Genomic DNA, 23,027 nt, shown 5'->3' with positions numbered 1-23,027 from the left:
TTGTGTATTTTACACATCACATCCGGAAGACACCAAACTTGGTCTCGGCAATCGGCGCATTCAGTGCAGCACTCAAGCCCAGAGCCAAAACTCGGCGCGTGTCTGCCGGGTCGATCACGCCGTCGTCCCACAGCCGGGCCGACGCGTAATAGGGATGCCCCTGGTCTTCGTATTGCTGGCGGATCGGCGCCTTGAAGGCTTCTTCTTCATCGGCCGTCCAGCTGCCGCCCTTGCCCTCAATGCCGTCGCGCTTGACCGTGGCCAGCACCGAAGCGGCCTGCTCGCCGCCCATCACCGAGATGCGCGCGTTGGGCCACATCCACAAGAAGCGCGGCGAGAAGGCGCGGCCGCACATGCCGTAATTGCCGGCGCCAAAGCTGCCGCCGATGATGATGGTGAATTTGGGCACCTGGGCGCAGGCGACCGCCGTCACCATCTTGGCGCCAGCGCGCGCAATGCCCTCGTTCTCGTATTTGCGCCCGACCATGAAGCCGGTGATGTTCTGCAAAAAGACCAAAGGGATTTTGCGCTGGCAGCACAGCTCGATGAAATGCGCACCCTTGTTGGCGCTCTCGGTGAACAAGATGCCGTTGTTGGCAACGATGCCGACCGGCATGCCCTCGATATGGGCAAAGCCGCAGACCAAGGTGGCGCCGTAACGAGCCTTGAATTCCTCGAACTCGGACCCGTCCACGACGCGGGCGATCACCTCGCGCACATCAAAGGGCTTGCGTGTGTCGGTAGGGATCACCCCGTGCAATTCTTCGGCATCAAACAAGGGCGCGCGCGGTGCCTGCATCAAGAGTTGCGAGTCCTTGCGCCAATTCAAGCCAGCCACGGCTTGGCGCGCGATCGCCAGCGCATGGGTGTCGTTATTGGCCAGATGGTCGGCCACGCCGGACAGACGCGTGTGCACATCGCCGCCGCCCAAATCTTCCGCCGTCACCACTTCGCCGGTGGCCGCCTTCACCAGAGGCGGGCCGCCCAGGAAGATCGTGCCCTGATTCTTGACAATGATGGTCTCATCGCTCATCGCCGGCACATAGGCGCCACCTGCCGTGCAGGAGCCCATCACGACGGCGATCTGCGGGATGCCGGCGGCCGACAAATTGGCCTGATTGAAGAAGATGCGACCGAAATGATCACGGTCCGGGAACACATCATCCTGATTGGGCAAATTCGCGCCGCCCGAGTCGACCAGATAGACGCAGGGTAGGCGGTTTTGCGCGGCGATCTCCTGCGCGCGCAAATGCTTTTTGACGGTGATGGGGTAATAAGTGCCACCCTTCACCGTCGCATCATTGCAGACGATCATGCAGTCCACGCCGGCCACGCGGCCGATGCCGGCGATGATGCCGCCACCGGGAGCTGCGTTGTCATACATATTGAGGCCGGCCAGCGGAGCCAACTCCAGAAACGGCGTGCCAGGGTCCAAGAGCATTTCGACCCGGTCGCGTGGCAGCAACTTGCCGCGCGCGATGTGCTTGGCCCGCGCCGCTTCGCCGCCGCCCTGGGCAATCTGCTCCAACCGGCTGTTCAGATCATCCAGCAGACCACGCATGGTGGCGGCGTTGGATTTGAAGTCTGCGGAACGGGCATTGAGCTTGCTGCTGAGAACGGGCATGGAGCCTCCTGAAAGCGATGGCACCCGGTTTTCTGAGTGCAACTCACAAATTTCACAAAAATAGCTCACGATCGGCCGAGCCGACACGCGAGGCCCGAAGAATAGGTCAGAGTGATGCTTGATGCAAGCAAGACTTGAGCTTTACTCAATTAATGCGCAAAATAGCGCCCGTGACCACCATTCCCAGCCCCATCAAAGCACCCCAACGCCGCTCGCCTGCCAGCGCCAAGGCCGAACAGCGGGTACGCGATATTTTGCGCGTGGGGCGAGAAGTATTCTCCGAGCGCGGCTACGAACGCGCCACCACCACCGAGATTGCACAGCGCCTGGGCATCTCGGAGGCCACCGTATTCACCTACTTTCGCAGTAAGCGCGAGTTGTGCATGCGGGTGATTGGCGACTGGTATGACGAAATCATCGACGCCATCGAGACAGGCTTGCCACTCAAGGCGACGGTGCGCGAACAGCTGGAGTTCATGGTCCACACCCATCTGCGCCTATTCCTGATCCAGGGCACGGGGCTGTGCGCCTTGGTGCTGTCGGAGGGGCGCACCAAGGGTGAATCGGGCCAAGAGCTGAGTGAGCCCTTTGTCGCGCTGCAGCGCCGCTACACCGCGCCCTTGATGGATTTGCTGGCGCGCGGCCAGGCCAGCGGCGAGGTACGTGCGGACATCCCCTTGCGCCTGTTGCGCTCGCTGGTCTTTGGGCCGATGGAGCATATCTTGTGGGAGGTTGTCATTGGCGGGCGCCAGATCGACATCGACAGCAGTGCCCGCGATCTGGTCGCCCTGCTCTGGCCAGCGCTGCAAGCCCCCGATCAAGAGCTGCTGGGCCTGCGCCGCATGCGCACGGAGCTGGCGGCCGCTTTGGCGCAAGGCTGAAACGCAGCCAGTTCCTAACTAGCTGCGCCCTCCCGGCGCCACCTGCCACCACCTCGGCAACAAAGCCTGCACCTCGCGGCGGCCGAAACGGTCGTCCATCAGATGAAGCACCCCTTGATCGCTGACGGTGCGTATCACCCGGCCAGCCGCCTGCACGACTTTTTGCAAGCCGGGGTAGAAATAAGTGTAGTTGTAGCCGGCGCCGCCACCCATCAACTGGTCCAGGCGCAGCTTGATTTGCTCGTTGACCGGATTCACCTGCGGCAAGCCCAGCGTGGCAATGAAGGCGCCTATCAAGCGCTTGCCGGGCAGATCGACCGCCTCGCCAAACGAGCCGCCCAGCACCACGAAAGCGATGCCTAGGCTGTCGGGCGTCAAGCGACTCAAAAATGCTTGCTGCTCTTGCTCCGTCATGCGCCGCGTCTGCTTGCTGATCGATATCTGCCCATGCAGGGATTCAAACAAGGCGGCCGCCTCTTGCAAGTAGTCGTGGCTGCTGAAGAAAGCCAGGTAGTTGCCGGGCTGCGCCTCAAACTGCCGCGCCATCAATTCGACAATCGCCGGCAAGGAGGCCTGGCGCTGCTGGTAGCGGGTGGAGATATGCGCCGCCACCGACACCTGCAACTGCTTGGCTTCAAAAGGCGCGGCCACATCGACCCAAGCGGTGTCGGCGGGCAGGCCCAGGATGTCGGCAAAGTACGCCATGGGCTGCAAGGTGGCCGAGAACAAAATCGTCGTGCGCGCCGCCGTGAACCTGGGCCCGAGAAAGGGCGCCGGCAGCACATTGCGCAAACACAGCACCGAGCCAGCTCGTGCCAGCCCGGTATCAGCCTTGCTCAAGTCACACAAAGAATGTGGGCCGAACAACTCGGCCATGCGGGTGAAATGCAGCGCCTCGAAGTAAAAACCTTGCAGCGCCGCATTGACCTCGGTGGGATGCTCGGCCTGGTAGTCGGCCAGCGCCGAATTCAGCAACTGCAGATGAGCGACAAACTTCAGCGGCAAGCCGTCCAGCACCTGATAGGGCGAGAGCTGGGCTTTGTTCAGCTCATTCCATTGCCGGTGCAGCCGGTCCAGAGCCTTCTTCAAGGCCGGCGGCGCCGCCAGCCTTGCCGCCCGCAAGCTGGTCTGATCCAGCTCGGCCGTGTACATCTTGCGGCCGCGCTCGACCAGGTTGTGGGCCTCATCCACCAAGACCGCCACCCGCCACTGATTGGCCTGCGTCAGGCCGTGCAGCAAGGCGCTGACATCGAAGTAGTAGTTGTAGTCCCCCACCACCACATCGCTCCAGCGCACCAACTCCTGGCTCAGGTAGTAGGGGCAAACGCTGTGCGCCAGCGCGACTTCACGCAGGGCGCCACGGTCGAGCAGACCGTCGGTTGAAAACGTTACGGCAGCCTCCCGCGCCGCACCCAGCCGATCATAAAAGCCCTGCGCCAGCGGGCAAGACTCGCCGTGGCAGGCCTTGTCCGGGTGCTCGCAAGCCTTGTCCCGCGCCACCAACTCCAGCGCCCGCAAGGGCAGCTTGCTGACGCTCTTCTTGAGCAGATGCAAGGCCTCCAGCGCCAAGCCTCGGCCGGCCGACTTGGCAGTGAGGAAAAACACCTTGTCCAGTTGCTGACCGGGGCAAGCCTTCAGGAGCGGAAAGATCGTGCCCACCGTCTTGCCGATGCCGGTGGGCGCTTGGGCCATCAGGCAGCGGCCGGTTTGGGCCGCGCGATAAACCGCAGTGGACAAATCACGCTGACCGGGGCGGAAGTCGCTATGCGGGAAGGCCAAGGCCGACAGCGCCTCGTCACGCTGGCCGCGATGGGCCAGCTCCTGCTGAGCCCAGGCCAGAAAGCGCCCACAAAGCGTCTCGAAAAAGACCTGCAAATCGGCGGCCGCGTGGCGCTCGCACAGCAGCGTTTCTTGCTGCGAGCCGATATTGAAATACACCAGCGCCAGCTCGACCTCGGCCAAGCCCTGCGCCCGGCACAGCATCGCGCCGTAAACCTTCAGCTGGGCCCAATGCAGCAGGCGATGGTTCTCCGGGATGCGCTCGATTTTCCCTTTGAAGGTCTTGACCTCCTCCAGCCGGCCCAGCTGCGCATCAAAACCATCGGCGCGCCCGCGCACCAGCAAGTCTTGGTATTGCCCGCTCAAGGCCAGCTCGGCCTGGTAGTGCGCCGGGCGCCTGGAGGCCACCAGGGCGTGGCCTTCAATGCCTTCTTGCGCGCAGGGTGCGGGCGTGAAGCGCAGGTCCAAATCACCTTGTTTGGTGGTGAACTCGCACAGCGCCCGCACCGCTACCGTGTAAGGCTTCAAGTCGTGTCGCCTTCGCTGGACGAGGCCAACTGACGCTGCGCCGGATCTTCCTCCAGCCGCGCCGGCGTCGCCTTGGCCAGCGCCAGCCAAACCGCAAACGGCAGCTTGCAAGGCTTGTGGCGGGCCGGGCGCAGCAACTCCAAACGGCCATCTTCGACGGCGCCGTGCAGCACCCAAACGCCAAACGCCTCGGGGATCTCCGCCGCCTCGGCCACGCCGACCGGGAAGACGTAATAGCACTCGCTGCACAGCCATTGATAAGCATCGCGCTTGGCCGCATGGCGCAGATCCGACAGCAAATCGGCCCGGCTGACCTTGATCTCATGCACCACCGGCTGCAGATAGTCCTCGACCGAGGTGTTACGCACCGAGAACACATCCGGCCGCGCCACCCGCCACTGCGGCTTAGGCACAGCTGCGGCCAGGGTCTGGGGTGCCAGCAGGAACTCCGCATCGGGGTCGTGCTGGCCTTGCGCTTCAGCGCCGGCCTCACCTTCACCCTGCCCTTGCCCCTGCGCACGCAATGACAACTCGCGCCACACCACCCGCCCGGCCAGCAGCAGCTCACGCGTCATCCGCGCCGCCAAAGCGTCATGCGCGCTCAAGGCGCGCCGGTTGAGTCGGCGAGCTTCGGCCAAGCAATGCACGCCCAGTTCGGTCAAGCGCAGCGTTTCATGGCCCTGATGTCCCGTCTGGGCTGAAGTCAGCGCCACCCAACCGGCCGCCACCAGGTCAAGCTCCACCCCGTCGCGAACGGGCCAACAAGCCCCCGCCGCCCAAATTTTCATCAGGCGAGTCAGGTGCTGGCGCTTAGGAATCAGGCTGAAGGTGGGCTGAACAATCACTGTATAAGTTTACAGTGACACAGACTGAGCGCCAGTCGCAGAGGGTTTGATCTTGTTTGAAAGGGCTGGCGCCGCTGCAATTGGCTTGCGTCAACGTCAAATTCTCACCCGACAGATGAGCGACCTTTGCGTTTTGGGCTCACATTGCTAGCGGCACCATTGATCTTCGCAAGGAATTCCATCGCCATCACCGTCCATCTTGACGCCTGGACAATGCTTGAGAAAGAACTTGGCCTCCTCGCAAGAGCTCATTTGCGAGCAGTACTGGCGCCCATCACACCTTCGGTTTGATTGAGCCGCCGGCGCCGACGGCTGCGGCTCCTTGGCTTGCGAGGTCTGGGAGCTGGATGGTGCGCCGGGCCGCGCTGATACCAGTCCTTTGTGTTCACTTGCCACAGAACCTGAGAGTTTGCTGGCGGTCTCTTGCTGCTGCTTCATCTTCAGCCGTTCCGCGTTGAGCTGCTCCACCGTCGGCACCGTTCGCGGACCATCAACAGGGCAAGGATCGCTTTGGTAGGTGACCGAACCCTTCTGGCTGCACTTGAAAACAGGCGTCGCAGCATCCAGCGCCAAGGGCGTCAACAGAACGACAAGCAGAGTGATGAAGGCAAGAAATTTGTACATTCGATGAGTCAATTTGCATCAAGCTCGATGCTCAAACCGTAAATGTAATCTCGCATTTCTAGTCATCCCGGCGCATCTAAAGCTGCGGCCTAAGGCCTTGAAAATCCCTACCGATCTCTTCCATCCCCTGCATCCCCTCCATCCCGGCTCAATTTCTTGGTTTTGATTTCACCAACGTTACACGCGGCAAGGTCAGGCTCGATACGCGCCTTTTTGTGAGGCTAGAAAAATTCTTGGCCAGGATGGAGGGGATGCAGGGGATCAAAACAAGCGGGCACAGAGGGAGACCCGTTGTGCCCAAGCGGCTCGCAAGCGCGGCGCGTCTCGTCCAGCCGGCCCACCCGCTGCCAAGCCCAAACGCCCGCCCGCCTACACTCCGGGCGGCGGCGCGCAGGATGCGTGCCCGAAGACAAACCCACAAACTGACCGGCGACTTGCGCCGCGACCACATGCTGAGCTGGATTTTTAAGAAATTTGGGCGCACCGCCGCCCCGGCCAAGGCCACCACGGCCTCACGCAAAGCCACCGAACAAGCCTCACCACAGGCCGCCCAAAAAGCGGCCCAGAAGACCGCTCAAGCAGCAAGCCAGAAGGCTGCTCAGAAAGCCAGCGAGAAGGCTCAACAATTAGCCGCCGCGCAAGCGGACTGGGCGCCCCGCCTGCAGGCCGCGCTAGGCGATGACGCCGCTTTGCTGGCTCTTGCCGTGGCCGCGCCGGTGCTGGACATCAAGCTGGCCGCCATCAACGCACTGCAGGGCGAAACCACTTTGAAGCAAGCAGAGCGCGAATTCCGCAATCAAGACAAGCGCTTGCACCGCGCCGCCAAAACCCGGTTTGAGGCCTCCGTCGCCCAGCGCGAAGCACGCACACGCGCTCGAACCCTGATCGCCAGCGCCCAAGCCCTGCAGGCCGAGACCGATTTGCCCGTCAATCAGCTGAGCAGCCTGGACCGCGATTGGCAAGCACTCGACCCCGAACTGCTGGAGCCCGCGCAGATTGCGCAGTTCCGTGGCTTGAGCGAAGCGCTGAACCACAATTTGCGCCAACGCAGCGAGTTGGCTCAGCAGGTGCTGCGTTGGTCCGTTGATGCCCGTCAGGCCTTGAGTGACTGGCAAGCGGCCGCCGAACAAGCCGCAGCCACCGGCTTGAGCGGCGAGTTGAGCGCCGGCCCGCACACCCAAGCCTTGCAAACGCTGCAAGCGCGTTGCCCCGACGCCCACGCCGCCCCCTGCACTGAGCTGCTGCCCCAACTGGCCAGCGCCTTGCTCAGCAGTGAGCAAATCGAAGCGCGGCTGGCCTGCTTGGCGAGTTTGTATGCCGCAGCGATCAAGCCGGCAAGCGAGCCGGCTGCAGAAACCGCCGATGTGGCCACCCCAGCCGAGCCACCCGCCGCTTCGCCCAGCCAGCAATGGCAGGCCTTGGCATCGATGGCCGATGCCGCCCTAGCGCGCGTGCTGACGCAGCGCTTTGAGCAGTGGCGCCAAGCCCAGCAGCGCGCTCAGCGGCCCGCCGAAACCTCAGCGCAAGCCAGCGAGGCCACAGCCGCACCGGCGCGCGCCAAACCCGCCCGCAAGCAAGCCGCACAGCTGAACGACGCGACGCCAGAGCAAGCACAACAGTTTGCAAGCCTGCTGGCGCAAGCAGAAGCGGCGCAAGCGGCCGGTCTGCTCAGCGATATGCAGGCCTTGCTGCAGCAGATTGATGCCGGACTGACGGGCATCAAGCCCGCCTCGCTGGATGAGGGCTTGCGCGAGCGCCACCACGCCCTGCTGGCCGAGCGCAGCCGCCTGCGCGACTGGGAGCAATGGGGCGGCGCCCTCGCGCTCGACGCCCTGGTGGCCGAGGCCGAAAGCCTAGCACAGGCCACTTTGGCGGCCGCCCCACCTGCTGCCGTGCCTGCTGCCCTGCTTGCTGCAGAGCCAACGGAGCCTGCCGAAGCCAGCAGCTCTGAAGACACCCCCGCCCCGACTGAGCCAACGACCGACGTTCAAGCAGCGCCGCCGGCCAGCAAGCCGGCCAAGCTCAATCTGAAAGCGCAGCGCGAGGCGATTCAAGACCTGCGCAAGCGCTGGAAAGAGGTGGACCGCCTCAGCGCCGGCGCGGGCCATGCCCTGTGGCCACGCTTTGATGCGGCCTTGCAAACGGCCAATGAGCCAGTGGCCGCACAGTTGGCCGACTTGAAGCTGGCCCGCGAAGCCAATCTGGCCAGCCGCGAACAGCTCTTGACCGAACTGGACGGCTTCGCCGCCCCCGAGGCCGGCTTCGCAGCCTTGGCCGGTGAAAGCGCCGCCCACTATTGGAAAGAATGCCTGCGGGCGCTGTCGGCCTTTCAGCTCGCCTGGCGCCAGCTCGGGCCGGTGGAGCACACCGTCCCGATGTCCAAGCGCGAAGCGCTGCTGCAACGCCAGCGCGCCAGCCTGGAGCGCCTCGAAGCGCCCTTGCAACAAGCCCGCCGCAGCGCCGAGGCACAGCGCGAGCAGCTGATCAAGCAGGCCGAGGGCTTGCTGCAAGAACTGCAGCAAAACCCTCAGCTGCGCGACGTCACGCAGCGTGTGCGCGATCTGCAGGCCGAATGGCAAAGCCAAGCTCGCAGCCTGCCGCTGGCACGCGGCAGCGAGAACGATTTGTGGGCGCGCTTCAAGGCCGCTACCGACGCCGTCTTCGCTCAGCGCTCGGCCGCATTTGATGCGCGCGATGCCGAGCTGGCCGGCACGCTCGCCGCTTATGAGGCCTTGCTGGCAAGGCTGGACGCGCTGACGGTCGCCACGCCTGACGCCGAGATTCGACGCACCCTGGCCGAGGTGGACCGCAGCTGGCGCCAAGGCGGTGAGTTGCCGCGCGGGCTGGCGGCAGGCCTGGATGCCCGCTTGCAAGCGGCCCATGCGGCGGCGCTGCAAATTCTTGACGGGCGCAGCCAAATGATCTGGCAAGCTCAATGTGAAGCATTGGACGCCAAGCTCAAGCTGTGCGAAGCGAAAGAATCTACTCAGTCAGCACCGGACGAGGCCGAGTTTGCACAGCGATTTTCCGCCTTGCCGGCTCTGCCGGATGACTGGGAGCAAGCGCTGAAGCAGCGCTTGCCCGCAACGGCCGAGCTCGACGAGATCTTGCTGCAACTCGAAGCCGCCTTGGATCTGCCGGCCTCGGCCGAGATGCAGGCCGCCCGCCGACAGCTCAAACTCAAGGCCCTGAAAGACGCGCTCGAAGGGCGCGGGGCCGCACTGCAAGGCGCTCAGCAACAAGCCGCCTGGCTGCGCGAGGCCCTGCGAGCCAGCAATTGCTCGGCCGCGCAGACCGAACGCCTGCACGGCTTGATCAAGGCCTTGGCACAAGCGCCTGCGGGGACTTTGGGCGTCAGCTTGAAGGTAGATTGATATCTAAGGATTAGCCCAACAAAGCCCGCAGCTGCTTCACATAGCGCTCGCTGACCGGCACTTTGTCGGCGCTGCGCAAGGTGGCTTCGTAGCAGGCGTCGCCGCTGACTTCCAGGCGCGCAAGCGCTTCGGGGCGCAGCAGGGCCGTGCGGTGCACCCGCATGAATTGCTGGCGGGGCAAGCGCTGCTCCAGGGCGGTCAAGGTCGCGCGGTGCAGCACCACGCGCGGCCTGTTGTTGCCCCCCTCAGCCGCGCGCAGATGCAGCTCCACATAGTTGCCCGCGGCACTGATCCACTCGATATCAGCCACCGCAATACGCTCGAGCATGCCCACCGAGCGAACATTCAAGAAGCTCAGAGCGGGAATAGCCTCGCCCCCCGCCAAGCTGCGCTGCTCATGCAAAAAGCCACTCAGCGCCTGCCCTTGGGCTTGGGTTTGGGCTTGGGCCTGCGCAGAGGCTGCACCTTGCTTGAGCGTCAGCATCTGTTCAACACGGGCCAGCATGGCAGCGAAGCGCTGGTCATCAAAAGGCTTGAGCAGATAGTCCAGCGCAAACACGTCAAAGGCCGCCAGCGCATGTTCGTCATAGGCGGTCACAAAAACCAGCAAAGGCGGATGGGGGCCATCGCACAATTCGGCTGCAAAGCTCAGCCCGTTTTGGCGCGGCATTTGAATGTCCAGCAAGAGCAAATCAAAATCGCGCCCGGCCATGGCCACGCGGGCCTCGGCGGCACTTGCGCAGAGCTCCGCCGCATGCCAATTGGGATGCTCAGCCAGCGCCAACTGCAGATTGCGTCGCGCCAGGGCCTCGTCGTCCACCACCAGGGCGGTCCATTTTCGAATACTCATAGGGCGGCTACTCCGGCAGCTCTCGCCAGGGCAGGATCAATTCGGTCGTGAATCTGCCCGCTTCTTGCCGGGTCAGCAGTCGGGCTGCATCTCCGTACAGCAGCTGTAGACGCTCGCGGGTCGCCGACAGCCCAAGGCCGTGGCCACGCTGCCGCGGGGCCTCGGCGCCGACGGGATTGCGCAGCGTCAGGCGCAGCCCGTCGCCGTCCGGCCTCAGACTCAAGGCGACAAGACCTTCACCGTCGCATGCCTCCAGCCCATGGTGAATGGCGTTCTCTACCAGCGGCTGAAACATCAAGGGCGGGCAAGCGACCCGCTCCCAGGCCGCCTCATCGATTTGCCATTGCACGGACAAACTTTCTCCATAGCGCAGGCTTTGCAACTGCAAATAGTCGCGCGTGAAGTTCATTTCATCTTGCACCGAGACCCACTCGGTCTTGCTGGCCCGCAGCGCATAACGCAGCAATTCACTGACACGGGTCAAGGCCGTCAGGGCCATGCCGCGATCGGCGGCGCGCACCAGGGCCGAGATGCTGTTCAAGGCATTGAACAAGAAATGCGGCTCCAGCTGCCCTTGCAACAAGAGCAAGCGCAAGCGCAAATGGTCGGACTGCTCGCGTTGCCGGGCGGCCTCGCGCGCCCGGGCATTGGCCTTAGAAATCACAAAGGCCTGCACCGAGAAGGCGCCACCCGCCAGCACAAGATCATAGAAAAGCGAATACCACCGGTTCCGCAGCACCAGGGCCCACCATGCATCCGGCAGCGCGCCCTCGCGCAGCAGCTCCAAAAGCCAAAAGTAACTCAGCCACAACAGCGCGAACAGCGACATGCTGACCATGAACACGCGTATTTGCTTCTCCGGGCTGGCCCACTGCTGCGGCCGGCGCCAAGCATGCAGGAACAAAACCCAGCTGAACAGGATATAGGGCGGAAAGGCCGACAGGCTGAGCCGCAGCACCTGCAGCAGGCTCAGGCTGGTGCGCCCCGTGTTGGCGGCATCTGCCGTTTGCGCCAGGGCCATCAACAACCAGATCAACAGCCACAAGCCGGTGCACACCAAAAGGCCATGCACCGCTTTGCCAAGCAGCATGCCACGCGTGGCCACTTTCGCCTTCGCCGCTTCATCCGCTTCGGGCAATGCTGCAAGGACAGAGGTGTGGGCAGCCGTGTGGGCAGCCATGTGAGCAGCGATAGACATGGTCGGGAGATGTTCAGCCGGGCGTGATGAAAGCCGCCAGGCAAGTGCTGGTGCAAGCACTTTATTCGATCTGACTACCAGTCCGCCGGCAGGCGCCTGGGCTCGCTGGCTCGGGGCCGGTGTTTCATCCCAAACCCTTCACTTGCGGCCCGACTTCGCGCCACAGTGACCGCTTCGCCAGCCATCCCAAGCTCACTTGACCATGCAACGACGACACAACTTCCTGCCCAAGCTGATCCTCGGCCTGAGCCTACTCGCCAGCCTGACTGTGCCGACCCAAGCGGCGCAGGAGCCGCAGACCGCCCATAGCCCGACAAGGCCGGACTACCAGTCCGCCTCGGCCAAGACAAAGGCGATTGCCGAGGCCTATCTGCACACCTATATTCAGCAAGACTGGGTGCACCTTGGCGAGATGATGGACGAGCAGATCAGCTTTCGGGACCCGAGCGCCAAGCTCGTCTTTGGTGAACTGGGGCAAGAAGGCAAGAGCCGGCTGATCGGCTACTTCAAAGCCACCTACCCCTATATCGAAACGCACAGCTTCAAACTCGAACGCAGCTTTTTCGCGGGCGAACAGGCAGTCTTCATCGGCGTTTCGGACTGGAGTTTTGCGCCACCTGGGCAGCCGGTCGTGCGCAGCGTGATACCGCTCGTCATTGCCATTCAAGTCAAGCATTGCTTGGTGGTCGAGCACCTGGAGATGGGCGATCTGCAGCCCTATGTCGACGCAGCGAGTCTCGCCCAGAAGAGAAGTCAAGGCCCAGGGCGGGCAGCGGCCCAAGCGCAAGCAAACTGAGAGAACTCTGTGTATGCTGCGCAGCGGGCATCTGCCGCGCACATGCCCAGAGCCAAGTGCCAAGAGCCAAGTGCGCGGCCAAGCCTCACTATTTGCATTCGCAAGGACTCACGATGATCAATCTCAACGTCAACGGCAAACCCGCCAGCGTGGACGCCGACCCCGATATGCCGCTGCTGTGGGCCTTGCGTGAAGACCTGCAACTGACTGGCTCCAAGTTTGGCTGCGGCATGGGCTTGTGCGGTGCCTGCACCGTGCATTTGGATGGCCAGCCGGTACGCGCCTGTTCCACCCCGCTGTCTGCGGCGGTTGGCAAAAAGGTCACCACGATCGAAGGCATCAGCGCCAGCAAGACCGGCAAGGTGGTGCAAGCCGCCTGGGTCAAGATCGATGTGCCGCAATGCGGCTACTGCCAAAGCGGCCAGATCATGAGTGCTTGCGCGCTGCTGGCGGCCAAGAAGTCGCCCAGTGACGCCGACATCGACCAAGCCATGAGCGGCAATATCTGCCGCTGCGGCACTTACAACCAGGTGCGCGCCGCCATCCACGATGCCTCCGCCACGCTGAAGAAAGGCGCATGAAGATGGATACCACCTCAACACTGCCGCAAACTTCCCGTCGGGGCTTCCTCAAGAGCAGTGCCGGCGGCGCCTTGATGCTGTCTTTCGCGCTGCCCTTGGCGAGCAAGCGTGCACTGGCCCAATCCGTCAGCAACACCTTTGCGCCGAGTGCCTGGCTGCGCATCACGCCCGATAACCGCGTCACCGTGCTCTGCGGCTCATCCGAAATGGGCCAGGGCGTACTGACTGCCATCCCGATGATGGTGGCCGAGGAATTGGACGCCGATTGGGCGCTGGTCGGCGTTGAGCAAGCCCCTGCCGACACAGCCTTCAACAACCCGCTGTTCGGCATGCAAGGCACCGGCGGCAGCACCACCGTGCGTGCGCATTGGACGCCGCTGCGCCAGGCAGGTGCGGCGGCCCGCGAGATGCTGGTGGCAGCTGCGGCGCAGGCCTGGAAGGTCGATGCGGCCGCGCTGCGCACCGAGCGCGGCCATGTGATCGGCCCCGGCGGCAAAAAGCTCTCCTACGGTGCGCTGGTGGAAAGCGCGGCCCAACAAGCCGTGCCGGCCTCGCCCAAGTTGAAGGACAGCAAGGACTTCAAGATCCTGGGTAAGCCCACCCGCCGCCTCGACAGTGCAGCCAAGGTCAACGGTTCGGCCCAGTTCGGCATAGACACCCATCTGGACGGCTTGCTGGTGGCCGTGATGGCGCGCGCGCCAGTGGCTGGTGCCAAGGTCAAGAGCAGCGACGAAGCGGCGGCGCGCGCGGTCAAGGGCGTTCAGCATGTGATCGCGCTGGACAACGGCGTGGCCGTCTTGGCCAAGGGCTTTTGGGCCGCGAAAAAGGGCCGCGCGGCCCTCAATGTGCAGTGGGATTTGGGGGCCGGCCTTGGCGCCGATCTGTCTACCGACAAAGTCTCAGCCATGCTGTCGGATGCAGCCGGCAAAGCCAGCGCCGTGGCGGTGGACAGTGGCAATCTCAAAGACGCCGCCGCCAACTCCGCGCAACAACTGTCGGCCAGCTACGAGGTGCCCTATCTGGCCCACGCCTGCATGGAGCCGCTCAACTGCACCGCCTGGGTGCGCGACGGCGCGGCCACGGTGTGGGTAGGCACCCAGGGCCAGGGGCCGACGCAGCAAATCGTCGCAAAGATAGCCGGCGTGCCGACCGACAAGGTGCAGGTCAACACCACTTTGCTGGGCGGCGGCTTCGGGCGCCGTTTTGCGCATGACTTCACCATCAGCGCCACGCTCTTGTCCAAGCTCAGCGGCCACCCGGTCAAGCTGATCTATGAGCGCGAAGACGATATGGCGGCGGGCTTTTATCGCCCCGCCTCGGTGGTCAAGTTTGAAGGCGCGCTCGATGACAAGGGCCGTGTCAGCCTCTTGCGCGCCGACATCGGCTCGCCCTCCATCATGGCCGGCTCCGGCTTCATGAAACTGCCGGAAAGCGGCGTGGACGCCATGGCGGTCGAGGGCCTGGCCGATCATCACTACGACATCGCCAATCAACGCATTGCCTATGGGCAGGCCGAGCCCGGCCCGCAGGTCTGGTTCTGGCGCTCGGTCGGGCATTCGCAAAATGCTTTCTTCCTGGAGAGCTTTGTCGATGAGTTGGCTCATGCGGCAAAAGCCGACCCGCTGCAGTTCCGCTTGCAGATGCTCTCTAAGCAGCCACGTCTGCGCGGCGTGCTGGAGTTGGCTGCGGCAAAAGCGGGCTGGGGCAAGCCTGCGCCAAAGGGCATCTTCCGCGGCATTGCGGTAGCCGAGAGCTTCGGCAGTTATGTGGCCGAGGTGGCCGAGATCTCGATCGCCAAAGACGGCACACCCAAGGTGCACCGCGTCGTCGCAGCCGTTGACTGCGGCATGACGGTCAACCCCTTGACCATCGTGCACCAGATCGAAAGCGCGATTTGCTATGGGCTGTCAGCGGCGCTGTACGGCAAGATCACGCACAAAGACGGCCGCGTCGAGCAGAGCAACTTCCATGACTACCCGGTCGTACGCATGAGCGAGATGCCCAAGGTGGAAGTGCATATCGTGCCGAGCAAAGAGGCACCCGGCGGCATCGGCGAACCCGGCACGCCGCCGCTGGCACCGGCGCTGACCAACGCCATCTTTGCCGCTACCGGCGTGCGGGTGCGCAAACTGCCGATTGATACGACGGCGTTAAAGCGTGTTTGAGGCCTGAAGCCTTAAGCCTCAAACCTTAAACAGCGGGCGGGTAGCCCTCTTCTGTCAAGGCCGCGACGAAGACGTCGCGGCCTTTTTCGCTTTCGACCCGCAAGACTTTCGCCTCGCGGTCAAACAAGGGCTTGGCCTCGGCATCCACGGTCGCCACCAACTTGGTGATGGCGGCCACGCAATGGCCGCAAGTCATATCGGGGAGTTTGAATTCGTACATGGTGGGGACTTTTGGGTTGAGCAGGACTGAGCATAAACCGGCGAGGGATCAGCGTGTGAGGGTCAGGATTTGCCAGTATGGCTGACGTGGTCGCCAGGCACGATGCCGGGAGTTCGGCCCGGCATCGTGCAGGTACACCAAATCAGCTGTAGCGGATCAAAGGCCGCCACTACACTGATGACCTCCCCTGTATTGACCTCTCTCGCCCCATGAAATTCCACCGTCACTGGATCCTCAGCACCCTGCTTGCCGCGCTCAGCGTCACCACCGCCGCTACGGCTGCCGCCGCCGAGCCCGCCCCGCTTGACCTCGAACAGCTTTACGCACAGCACGAGCAGTACATTGGCAAAGCCGCCACCGAGCGCATGCTGCGCAACGCCTATCAAAGCCAGATCGGCTCGCAACTGGTGTGGGAGCAGATCGGCATTAACTACCGCGACCCCTTCGCTATTCAAGAGTTCAAGCAACGCTTCGAGAAGCAACTGCAAGAGCGCTTGAAGCCCCTGGGCGCGCCGCAGCCACTGCCGCCGCTGGTCAGCGCGCAGGTCAAGTTCAAGACCGACCGCAGCTCCTACTCCTTTGACAACGAGACGCTGGTGATCGGCCCGGTCTTCGCCCATCTGAAAAGCGCCGCCATCAGACCCAGCGGCAGCGGCCACCGGGACTGGCCCTTCCCCATCGCCAGTTGCTTCCGCCGTGAGATCAGCGGCAAGTTGGAGGTCTTTGACTTCGGCGAGATCGGCAACTTCTGGGGCCATATCAGTGGCGAGAAGCTCGCCCGCATGAACATCAAAGCCGACGAAGCCAAAGAGCTGTTCAAGGGCCAGCAAACGGCCGAACTCGACGGCGTGGCGGTCTATCGCGTCATCAAGCAGCCGACGCCAATGGGCAGCACCTTCTGTGGCAGCGGCGGTATCTTGTTTGAACTCAGCCCTGTATCCTTCACCATCAAGGGCCTGCCCGGCGGTGAGCGGGTGTTGACCCAATTCTTTTGGGGGCGCGGCGCTTAGATCGACTCAATTCAGCTCAGCCCTGCCCGACCCTCATGGCTGAGGCCAGAATCGAAGCCCGATGATCATCAGCAGAAGCAGAAGCAGCAACAGCAGCAGTAAAGCGGGTGGAAAAGCCTTGCTGCGCGTGTCTGGCGTCAGCCGTGCAGGTTTCGAGGTCTTGGCTCAAATTTAGACCGAGCCCTGAATGCCCGCATCTGGAGTGTTCAGGGCCCCGCTGACGGCCCGCATGAAGCGCTCGGGCTCGTCAACGCCAAGCACAATCTCGTCTGTATCACGCTCACCCCAGGGCAAGCGCACGCTGGTGCCAGCTTGCAAGCGCAGGCGCACGTTAGCGCGCCCCATACCCTCCAGGCGCAGGCGCCGCGTGGCACGCGGAATTGGTACTCGCGGCGCTAGCAGCTCAACGCCCTGCACCGCTTTGAGCGGCACAGTGGCATCGATCAATAGACCATAACGCAAGTGCAACAGTTGTGCGTCTAAGCTGACTGGACGCAAGCGGGTAGCGCGGTACTCTGCCCAAAGATAAAGCCAGCCGTAGGCACTGATAGCAGTCACCACCCAGGCGACGGTTGCGTCAAAGGCCAAGTGCAGCAAAACATGCATGATAGGTAACTCGGCTCCCATAACGATGACAAAGCCGATCTGGTTGCTCGCATTGCCGTGCTGCCGGTGCACACCAAAGTGCTGATCGCCAGGGAATGGTGCAGCGGCAGGGCGCCGCATCAGCGCATACACCCACAAGCGTGATTCCAGCTGCATAAGGCGGCCTGTGATGCCCTCACCAAACACCCGATGGACTTCCTGAGCTGCAACGACCTCGGCGTTCCCCTCCTGTCGAGCCCGCCAAACTTGGCGGATCAAACCGCTCAACAACCATAGCTCGGCCATGACTACCAAGCCCAGAAGCAGCCAGCGCACGTCGCCCAGCAATGCCCACAACGGATCTCCGTTAGGCGCGAGCCAACGACCCAGCAGGAAGCCCGCACCTGCCAGACCCAGTGATACAGGCCAGCGGGCGCGCCAGTCGCGCGGCTTCAGCAGCAGCCAAGCCAGAGGCAGGACAAGAAGCAGGTCGACGGCCATCGTCCAACTCGGCAGCGGCCCGCCGGGCACCAACCATGGACCCTTCATAGCTGCGGTATAGGCCGCGACCATCAAGCTTGTGAATGCTATAAAACCTACCGTGCGAACGTCAGGTTTGAACCTTGCGAACATACAAGTCAGCTCCATCCAAGTTGAAAATGCATCACAGACTCGGGGTCAGGTTTTGAATGTTAAGGCAGGCCCCGCCCCTCAAACCATCGACCTGTGCAGCGCAGCACCGTTCGAGGCGACGCGCAGCGAGTCGAGTTCTTTCGCATTCCCCTTCTGCATGGGCGAGGAGCGGAAGGTTTGCCGGGCGTCGCGTAGCGACTTCAAAGACTGAATTCGCGCCCCTTGTTTGAACGCAGCGTAGCGAAGTGAGTTGGGCGCGGCCCGGCGAACCTGAGCACCACAGCGGACCCGAAGGGCCATGCGGCAGGGGCGGCTTCTTTGCCTTCTTTCTTGGCCGCCCAAGAAAGAAGGTCGCCCGCCGGGGCGAACTCCCGGCATGGTGCGGGGAAGACAAATCAGCCGAAGCGGACCAGCCTGTGAATCGAGCGGAACTTGCCCTGCTCATCATGCCAAGCCTTAGTATCCAGTCATGATGAATCCCTCGAAGACCTCGAACATCCAGTCCCTCACAATCCCCATCGCCGGCATGACCTGCGCCTCCTGCGTAAAGCGGGTGGAGAAGGCCTTGCTGCGCGTGCCCGGCGTCAGCAGCGCTGAAGTCAACTTGGCGACCGAGACGGCCAGCGTCAGCGGCTCCGCCGAGATCACGCTGCCGCTGCTGCGCGCCGCCGTCGAGGCGGCCGGTTACAGCCTGCCGGAACAAAGCCTGAGCCTGCAAATCAGCGGCATGACTTGCGCTTCCTGCGTCGGGCGGGTCGAGCGGGCACTGCTCAAGCAGCCCGGCGTCTTGTCGGCCGAGGTCAATCTGGCCACCGAGGCGGCCAGCGTGCGCATGCTCAGCACCGTTGAGCCGCAAGCGCTGATCGCGGCCATCGCCAAGGCCGGCTATGAGGCGCGCTTGGTGGATGCCGAAAGCGCCGCCTCTCCGCCCAAGCCGAGCTGGCAGCACAGCGGCTGGCCGGTATTGATCGCCGCGCTGCTGAGCGCACCGCTTGTGCTGCCCATGGCCGGCATGCTGCTGGGTCAGCATTGGATGCTGAACGGCTACTGGCAGCTCGCCTTGACCGTGCCGGTGCAGTTCTGGCTGGGCGCGCGCTTTTACAAGGCCGGCTGGGCGGCGCTGCGGGCCGGCAGCGGCAATATGGATTTGCTCGTCGCCCTGGGCACCAGCGCGGCTTTTGCCTTGTCGGTCTACGAGCTGTGGCTGCGCGGGCCGCAAAGCATGCAGCTCTACTTTGAATCGGCGGCCGTGGTCATCACCCTGGTCTTGCTGGGCAAATGGCTGGAAGCGCGGGCCAAGCGGCAGACCACCGAGGCCATTCGTGCGCTCAAAAAGCTGCAGCCCGATACCGCCCGCGTGCGCCGCGACGGCGAGGACATCGAGCTGCCGCTGGGCCAGCTGCGCTTGGGCGACGAGGTGGTGGTGCGGCCGGGCGAGCGCATCCCGGTGGACGGCGAGGTGCTGGAAGGCGCCTCGCATGTCGATGAGTCGCTGATCACCGGCGAGAGCCTGGCCGTCGCAAAGGCCGTACACGACAAGGTCGTCGGCGGCGCCGTCAATGGCGAGGGCTTGCTTTTGCTGCGCGTGAGCGCGCTGGGCGCGGAGTCCACCTTGTCACGCATCGTGCGCATGGTCGAATCCGCGCAGGCCAAGAAGGCGCCGATTCAGCGCCTGGTCGACCAGGTCAGCGCCGTCTTTGTGCCGGTGGTGATCGGCTTGGCCCTGCTCACCTTGCTGGGCTGGGGGCTGCTGCAAGGCAATTGGGAGCAGGCGCTGCTGAACGCCGTCGCCGTCTTGGTGATTGCCTGCCCCTGCGCTTTAGGCCTGGCCACGCCGACCGCCATCATGGCCGGCACCGGCGTTGCGGCCCGCCACGGCATTTTGATCAAGGATGCCGAGGCGCTGGAGCTGGCGGCCAAGCTGACTGTCGTGGCTTTTGACAAGACCGGCACGCTGACGGTCGGCAAGCCCGAGCTGCTGGCCCTGCATGCGGCCGATGGCGTGGAGCCGGCGCAGCTTTTGCGCTGGGCGGCGGCCGTGCAAGCCGGCAGCGAACACCCGCTGGCCCGCGCGGTCGGCACTGCGGCTGCGGCGCAGAACATCGTGGTTCCCCCGAGCACTGAGATGCGCGCCGTGGCGGGCCGGGGAGTAGCGGCCCGGCTGAAAGAACAAGACCTGAGCTCGCTGGATCTTCGCCTCGGCAGCAGCCGCTTTATGCAGGAGTTAGGCGTGTCGACCGAGGCCTTGCAGACGCTGGCAGACAGCCTGCAAGCGCAAGGCCGCACGGTGTCCTGGCTGGCCGAGGTGTCCAGCAGCCCGCGTCTGCTGGGCTTGCTGGCCTTTGGCGACAACATCAAACCGACAGCAGCAGCCGCCGTGCAGGCGCTGCATCAGATGGGCCTGCGCTGCGTGATGCTCAGCGGCGACAACGCAGGCAGCGCGGCCCTGGTCGCCAGCCAACTGGGCATCTCCGAGGTACGCGCCGAGGTGCTGCCCGAAGACAAGGCACGTATCGTGGCAGAACTGAAAAACACCGACCAAGAACGCGTTGCCATGGTCGGCGACGGTATCAACGACGCGCCGGCCCTGGCCGCCGCCGATGTGGGCCTGGCTATGTCGACCGGCACCGACGTGGCGATGGCGGCCGCAGGCATCACGCTGATGCACGGTGACCCGGCCCTGGTAGCGCAGGCGATTGATCTGTCGCGCCGCACCGTCGCCAAGATTCGACAAAACCTGTTCTGGGCCTTTGCCTACAACGTGATCGGCATTCCGCTGGCGGCCTTCGGCTTCTTGAACCCGGTGATTGCCGGCGCGGCGATGGCCTTGTCCAGCGTGTCGGTGGTCAGCAATGCCTTGCTACTCAAGCGCTGGCGGGCTTGAAATGACTCATCCTAATGCTGAATATGCAGGGAGCCATCCTTGTGCATGGCCTGCAAAGCCTCGTCCAGCTGCTTTAAGGGCAAGGCGCTCTTGAGCGACAAGGCACAACGAAGATCGGTTTTTTCCAGCAGCAAGGGCGGATGCAGCGCCAAATCAAAGCCCAAGACCTGACGCTGGTAGTCCAGATAGCTGCGGCTGACGATCGCATGCGCTACGCGCTTGGCCGCCAGGCGACGCAGCAGCGCCTCGGCATCGGGGCCATCATCACGGCTGAATTTCAGGCCCAGCTGGCGCTCCAGCGTCACGTAGCGGAAGCCTGCAATCGTCCCGATCGCCTGGCCGGCCAAGTCCTCCAGGCGCTGCGGCGGCGGCATATCGGCGCGCGTGATCAACAATTCAAAATGCTGCGCGACCGGCTGACTCCACTGAAACGGCCCCGGCAACCAGGCACTGGCGTAACCGCAGATCAGGTCGGCCTGACCGCGCTCCAAGGCAGCGGTGATGCGTTTGCGTGCGACAGGCACAAACACCGCCTCCCGGCCCAAGCGCTTGGCGAGATCAAGGCCAAGTTGGTGGCTGAGGCCGGACTTGAGCTCACCCTTCTCAAACTTGGCATAGGGCAATGACACGCTGGTGTCGACAACAAAGCGCAATGGCTCCGCCCAGGCCGGCAAAGGGCCCCAAGCGAGGGAGATGCTCAAAAAAAACGCATTGCGCAAAGACGCCGGCAAGGCAATAGCCCCATGAAACCACACAGGCCGCGAGGATACCCGCTGCACCCTCGCGAGCCGGCATTGAAGGCAAAATTCTTCAGGCCAAAACGCCGGCCTGGAAGTCACGCACCGCTTGGATCAACTCGGCCTGCGTGTTCATCACGAAAGGGCCGTGCTGCGCGATCGGCTCGCCCAAGGGCTTGCCGGCCACCAGAATCGCCCGCGCACCCGCCGCGCCGGCCGTGAAGCTCAGCCCGTCGCAGCCCGGCGTATTAGCCAAGATGGCCATGCGCTGCTGCGGCACCTGCACCTCGCCCGCAAAGGCCAGCTCACCCCGGTACACATAGACAAAGACGTTATGCGTGTCGGGCAAGAGCTGGCTGAAGCGCGCACCCGGCTGCAGATGCAGGTCCAGATACAGCGGCTCGGTGTGCTCGCGCTGCACCGCGCCGGCTACGCCATGGCTCGCACCGGCGATCACCCGCACCTTGACCCCATCCACTTCGAACTCGGGGATCTGCGGCGAGGGAATGTCGCGGTACCAGGGCTCGCGCATCTTCTCGAAGCTGGGCAGGTTCAACCAGAGCTGAAAGCCCTCCATGCGGCCCTCTTCCTGCTCGGGCAACTCGCTGTGGATGACGCCGCGCCCGGCGGTCATCCACTGCACACCGCCATTGCCCAACAAGCCTTCGTTGCCGGCCGAGTCACGGTGACGCATGCGGCCTTCGAGCATATAGGTGATGGTCTCAAAACCTCGGTGCGGGTGGTCGGGGAAGCCGGCGATGTAGTCATCGGCCTTGTCCGAGCCAAAGGCGTCGAGCATCAGATAAGGGTCGAGCCGGCGCTGCAGGTTTTGCGTCAGCACACGGGTCAGCTTGACGCCGGCGCCGTCGCTGGTGGCTTGGCCCGCGATCAGGCGCTCAACAGCGCGGGGGGCTTGCAAAACAATCGGATTGAGTTTCATCGCAACAGCCTCTTCTTTCTTGGAACTTCGGATCAAGCCAGCACGGGGCTGGCGATATGTTCTTGAATCTGCCCGCGCGCCGCCGCCAAGCCCTGGGCCGCCGCCTCGGGGCCCATTGCCAAACCCTCGGCATAGACAAAGCTGATGTCGCTCAGCCCCAAAAAGCCCAGCACCGTGCGCAGATAGGGCACCATGGTATCGGCAGCTTGATCACGGTAGATGCCGCCGCGCGTCAGCAGCACATAGACTTTCTTGCCGCTCAGCAAGCCCTCGGGACCGTTTGCGGTGTAGCGGAAGGTGACGCCGGCCTTGGCCACCGCATCGATCCAGTTTTTCAGCAGCGCCGGCACGCCGAAGTTGATCATGGGCACGGCCAGCAGCAACACATCGGCACGGCGCAACTGCTCCACCAAGCCCATGTCCAGCGCGACGCGCTCGGCTTGCGCCGGGCTGCGCTGCTCGGCCGGCGTGAACATGGCCTGCAGGGCGGCCTCATCCAGTGCCGGGTGCGGCGTCAGCGCCAGATCCAGGACCTCAAGCTTTGTCGCCTCGGCAGGGCTTTGCTGCAACAAGCCCGCAGCCAGTTCATTGGCCAGCCGAGTCGAGTCAGAACCCTCTCCGCTGGCTTGCAGGCGGCGGGCACTGGAGTTGATTTGCAGAATGTTCATGGCGAGTCCTTTGCGGTGTGTGGCGTCTTGTTTTGACGATGGCCTCACTGTATTGATAGCCTCAATGCAACGGAAGCCCTCAAATTGGATAACATCGTTCCACCA

The 23,027-nt window shown here is 63.6% G+C and carries 18 protein-coding genes; 7 read left to right on the top strand and 11 right to left on the bottom strand.

Annotation, left to right across the window (positions count from 1 at the left end):
* Nucleotides 1-16: 16 nt before the first annotated feature.
* On the bottom strand, nt 17-1,624 hold the full coding sequence (locus PRZ03_RS09655) for a carboxyl transferase domain-containing protein (RefSeq protein WP_273600121.1): 1,608 nt from the start codon (nt 1,622-1,624) through the stop codon (nt 17-19).
* Nucleotides 1,625-1,776: 152 nt separating this feature from the next.
* Here PRZ03_RS09655 and PRZ03_RS09650 point away from each other — a divergent pair, with 152 nt between their 5' ends.
* Nucleotides 1,777-2,505 carry a TetR/AcrR family transcriptional regulator gene (locus PRZ03_RS09650; RefSeq protein WP_409993951.1) on the top strand — a complete coding sequence of 243 codons (729 nt, stop codon included), beginning with the start codon at nt 1,777-1,779 and terminating at the stop codon, nt 2,503-2,505.
* Nucleotides 2,506-2,523: 18 nt separating this feature from the next.
* Here PRZ03_RS09650 and PRZ03_RS09645 read toward each other — a convergent pair whose 3' ends face one another.
* The 3 genes from PRZ03_RS09645 to PRZ03_RS09635 all read right to left on the bottom strand — a co-directional run bounded on the left by PRZ03_RS09645 (nt 2,524) and on the right by PRZ03_RS09635 (nt 6,281).
* Nucleotides 2,524-4,812 carry an ATP-dependent DNA helicase gene (locus PRZ03_RS09645; RefSeq protein ID WP_273600120.1) on the bottom strand — a complete coding sequence of 763 codons (2,289 nt, stop codon included), beginning with the start codon at nt 4,810-4,812 and terminating at the stop codon, nt 2,524-2,526.
* Nucleotides 4,809-5,600 carry a hypothetical protein gene (locus tag PRZ03_RS09640; RefSeq protein WP_273600119.1) on the bottom strand — a complete coding sequence of 264 codons (792 nt, stop codon included), beginning with the start codon at nt 5,598-5,600 and terminating at the stop codon, nt 4,809-4,811. Before PRZ03_RS09640 ends, PRZ03_RS09645 begins: the two co-directional genes overlap by 4 nt.
* 204 nt (nt 5,601-5,804) lie before the next feature.
* Complete coding sequence (locus tag PRZ03_RS09635) at nt 5,805-6,281, bottom strand: excalibur calcium-binding domain-containing protein (RefSeq protein WP_273600118.1); 477 nt, start codon at nt 6,279-6,281, stop codon at nt 5,805-5,807.
* Nucleotides 6,282-6,676: 395 nt separating this feature from the next.
* Here PRZ03_RS09635 and PRZ03_RS09630 point away from each other — a divergent pair, with 395 nt between their 5' ends.
* A complete protein-coding gene (locus PRZ03_RS09630; RefSeq protein ID WP_273600117.1) occupies nt 6,677-9,655 on the top strand; it encodes a DUF349 domain-containing protein in 2,979 nt (992 codons plus the stop codon).
* A gap of 10 nt (nt 9,656-9,665) precedes the next feature.
* On the opposite strand, the gene PRZ03_RS09625 is transcribed toward PRZ03_RS09630, so the two are convergent.
* Together PRZ03_RS09625 and PRZ03_RS09620 are read right to left on the bottom strand one after the other, a co-directional pair.
* Nucleotides 9,666-10,505, bottom strand: a complete 840-nt coding sequence (locus PRZ03_RS09625) for a LytR/AlgR family response regulator transcription factor (RefSeq protein ID WP_273600116.1) — start codon at nt 10,503-10,505, stop codon at nt 9,666-9,668.
* Nucleotides 10,506-10,512: 7 nt separating this feature from the next.
* A complete protein-coding gene (locus PRZ03_RS09620) occupies nt 10,513-11,703 on the bottom strand; it encodes a sensor histidine kinase (protein WP_273600115.1) in 1,191 nt (396 codons plus the stop codon).
* A 202-nt stretch (nt 11,704-11,905) separates the two neighbouring features.
* Here PRZ03_RS09620 and PRZ03_RS09615 point away from each other — a divergent pair, with 202 nt between their 5' ends.
* The 3 genes from PRZ03_RS09615 (at nt 11,906) to PRZ03_RS09605 (ending at nt 15,245) form a co-directional block, all read left to right on the top strand.
* Entirely contained in the window at nt 11,906-12,499 is a 594-nt protein-coding gene (locus PRZ03_RS09615; protein ID WP_273600114.1) for a nuclear transport factor 2 family protein, read from the top strand.
* 113 nt (nt 12,500-12,612) lie between these two features.
* On the top strand, nt 12,613-13,080 hold the full coding sequence (locus PRZ03_RS09610; protein WP_263534742.1) for a (2Fe-2S)-binding protein: 468 nt from the start codon (nt 12,613-12,615) through the stop codon (nt 13,078-13,080).
* A complete protein-coding gene (locus PRZ03_RS09605) occupies nt 13,077-15,245 on the top strand; it encodes a xanthine dehydrogenase family protein molybdopterin-binding subunit (protein WP_273600113.1) in 2,169 nt (722 codons plus the stop codon). Before PRZ03_RS09610 ends, PRZ03_RS09605 begins: the two co-directional genes overlap by 4 nt.
* Nucleotides 15,246-15,270: 25 nt before the next feature.
* Here the strand turns inward: PRZ03_RS09605 and PRZ03_RS09600 are convergent, their stop codons facing one another.
* Nucleotides 15,271-15,465: a heavy-metal-associated domain-containing protein gene (locus tag PRZ03_RS09600; RefSeq protein WP_273600112.1), complete on the bottom strand. Its 195-nt coding sequence runs from the start codon at nt 15,463-15,465 to the stop codon at nt 15,271-15,273.
* 209 nt (nt 15,466-15,674) lie between these two features.
* Here PRZ03_RS09600 and PRZ03_RS09595 point away from each other — a divergent pair, with 209 nt between their 5' ends.
* Complete coding sequence (locus tag PRZ03_RS09595; RefSeq protein WP_273600111.1) at nt 15,675-16,475, top strand: hypothetical protein; 801 nt, start codon at nt 15,675-15,677, stop codon at nt 16,473-16,475.
* Nucleotides 16,476-16,646: 171 nt separating this feature from the next.
* On the opposite strand, the gene PRZ03_RS09590 is transcribed toward PRZ03_RS09595, so the two are convergent.
* Nucleotides 16,647-17,609: a hypothetical protein gene (locus PRZ03_RS09590; RefSeq protein ID WP_273600110.1), complete on the bottom strand. Its 963-nt coding sequence runs from the start codon at nt 17,607-17,609 to the stop codon at nt 16,647-16,649.
* 553 nt (nt 17,610-18,162) lie between these two features.
* On the opposite strand from PRZ03_RS09590, the gene PRZ03_RS09585 reads away from it, so the two are divergent.
* Nucleotides 18,163-20,577 carry a heavy metal translocating P-type ATPase gene (locus PRZ03_RS09585; protein ID WP_273600109.1) on the top strand — a complete coding sequence of 805 codons (2,415 nt, stop codon included), beginning with the start codon at nt 18,163-18,165 and terminating at the stop codon, nt 20,575-20,577.
* A gap of 11 nt (nt 20,578-20,588) precedes the next feature.
* On the opposite strand, the gene PRZ03_RS09580 is transcribed toward PRZ03_RS09585, so the two are convergent.
* The 3 genes from PRZ03_RS09580 to PRZ03_RS09570 form a co-directional block, all read right to left on the bottom strand.
* Nucleotides 20,589-21,278: a substrate-binding periplasmic protein gene (locus PRZ03_RS09580; protein WP_273600108.1), complete on the bottom strand. Its 690-nt coding sequence runs from the start codon at nt 21,276-21,278 to the stop codon at nt 20,589-20,591.
* A gap of 109 nt (nt 21,279-21,387) precedes the next feature.
* The gene (locus tag PRZ03_RS09575) at nt 21,388-22,254 is read right to left on the bottom strand and encodes a pirin family protein (RefSeq protein WP_273600107.1); all 867 of its coding nucleotides are present in this window, start codon (nt 22,252-22,254) and stop codon (nt 21,388-21,390) included.
* A 32-nt stretch (nt 22,255-22,286) separates the two neighbouring features.
* The gene (locus tag PRZ03_RS09570) at nt 22,287-22,922 is read right to left on the bottom strand and encodes an FMN-dependent NADH-azoreductase (protein WP_273600106.1); all 636 of its coding nucleotides are present in this window, start codon (nt 22,920-22,922) and stop codon (nt 22,287-22,289) included.
* Nucleotides 22,923-23,027 lie beyond the last annotated feature (105 nt).

Origin of the sequence: Roseateles albus, from assembly GCF_028595345.1 — a bacterium.
Taxonomy (GTDB): Bacteria; Pseudomonadota; Gammaproteobacteria; order Burkholderiales; family Burkholderiaceae_C; genus Paucibacter_A; species Paucibacter_A albus.
This window is presented reverse-complemented; position numbering and strand designations above follow the sequence as displayed.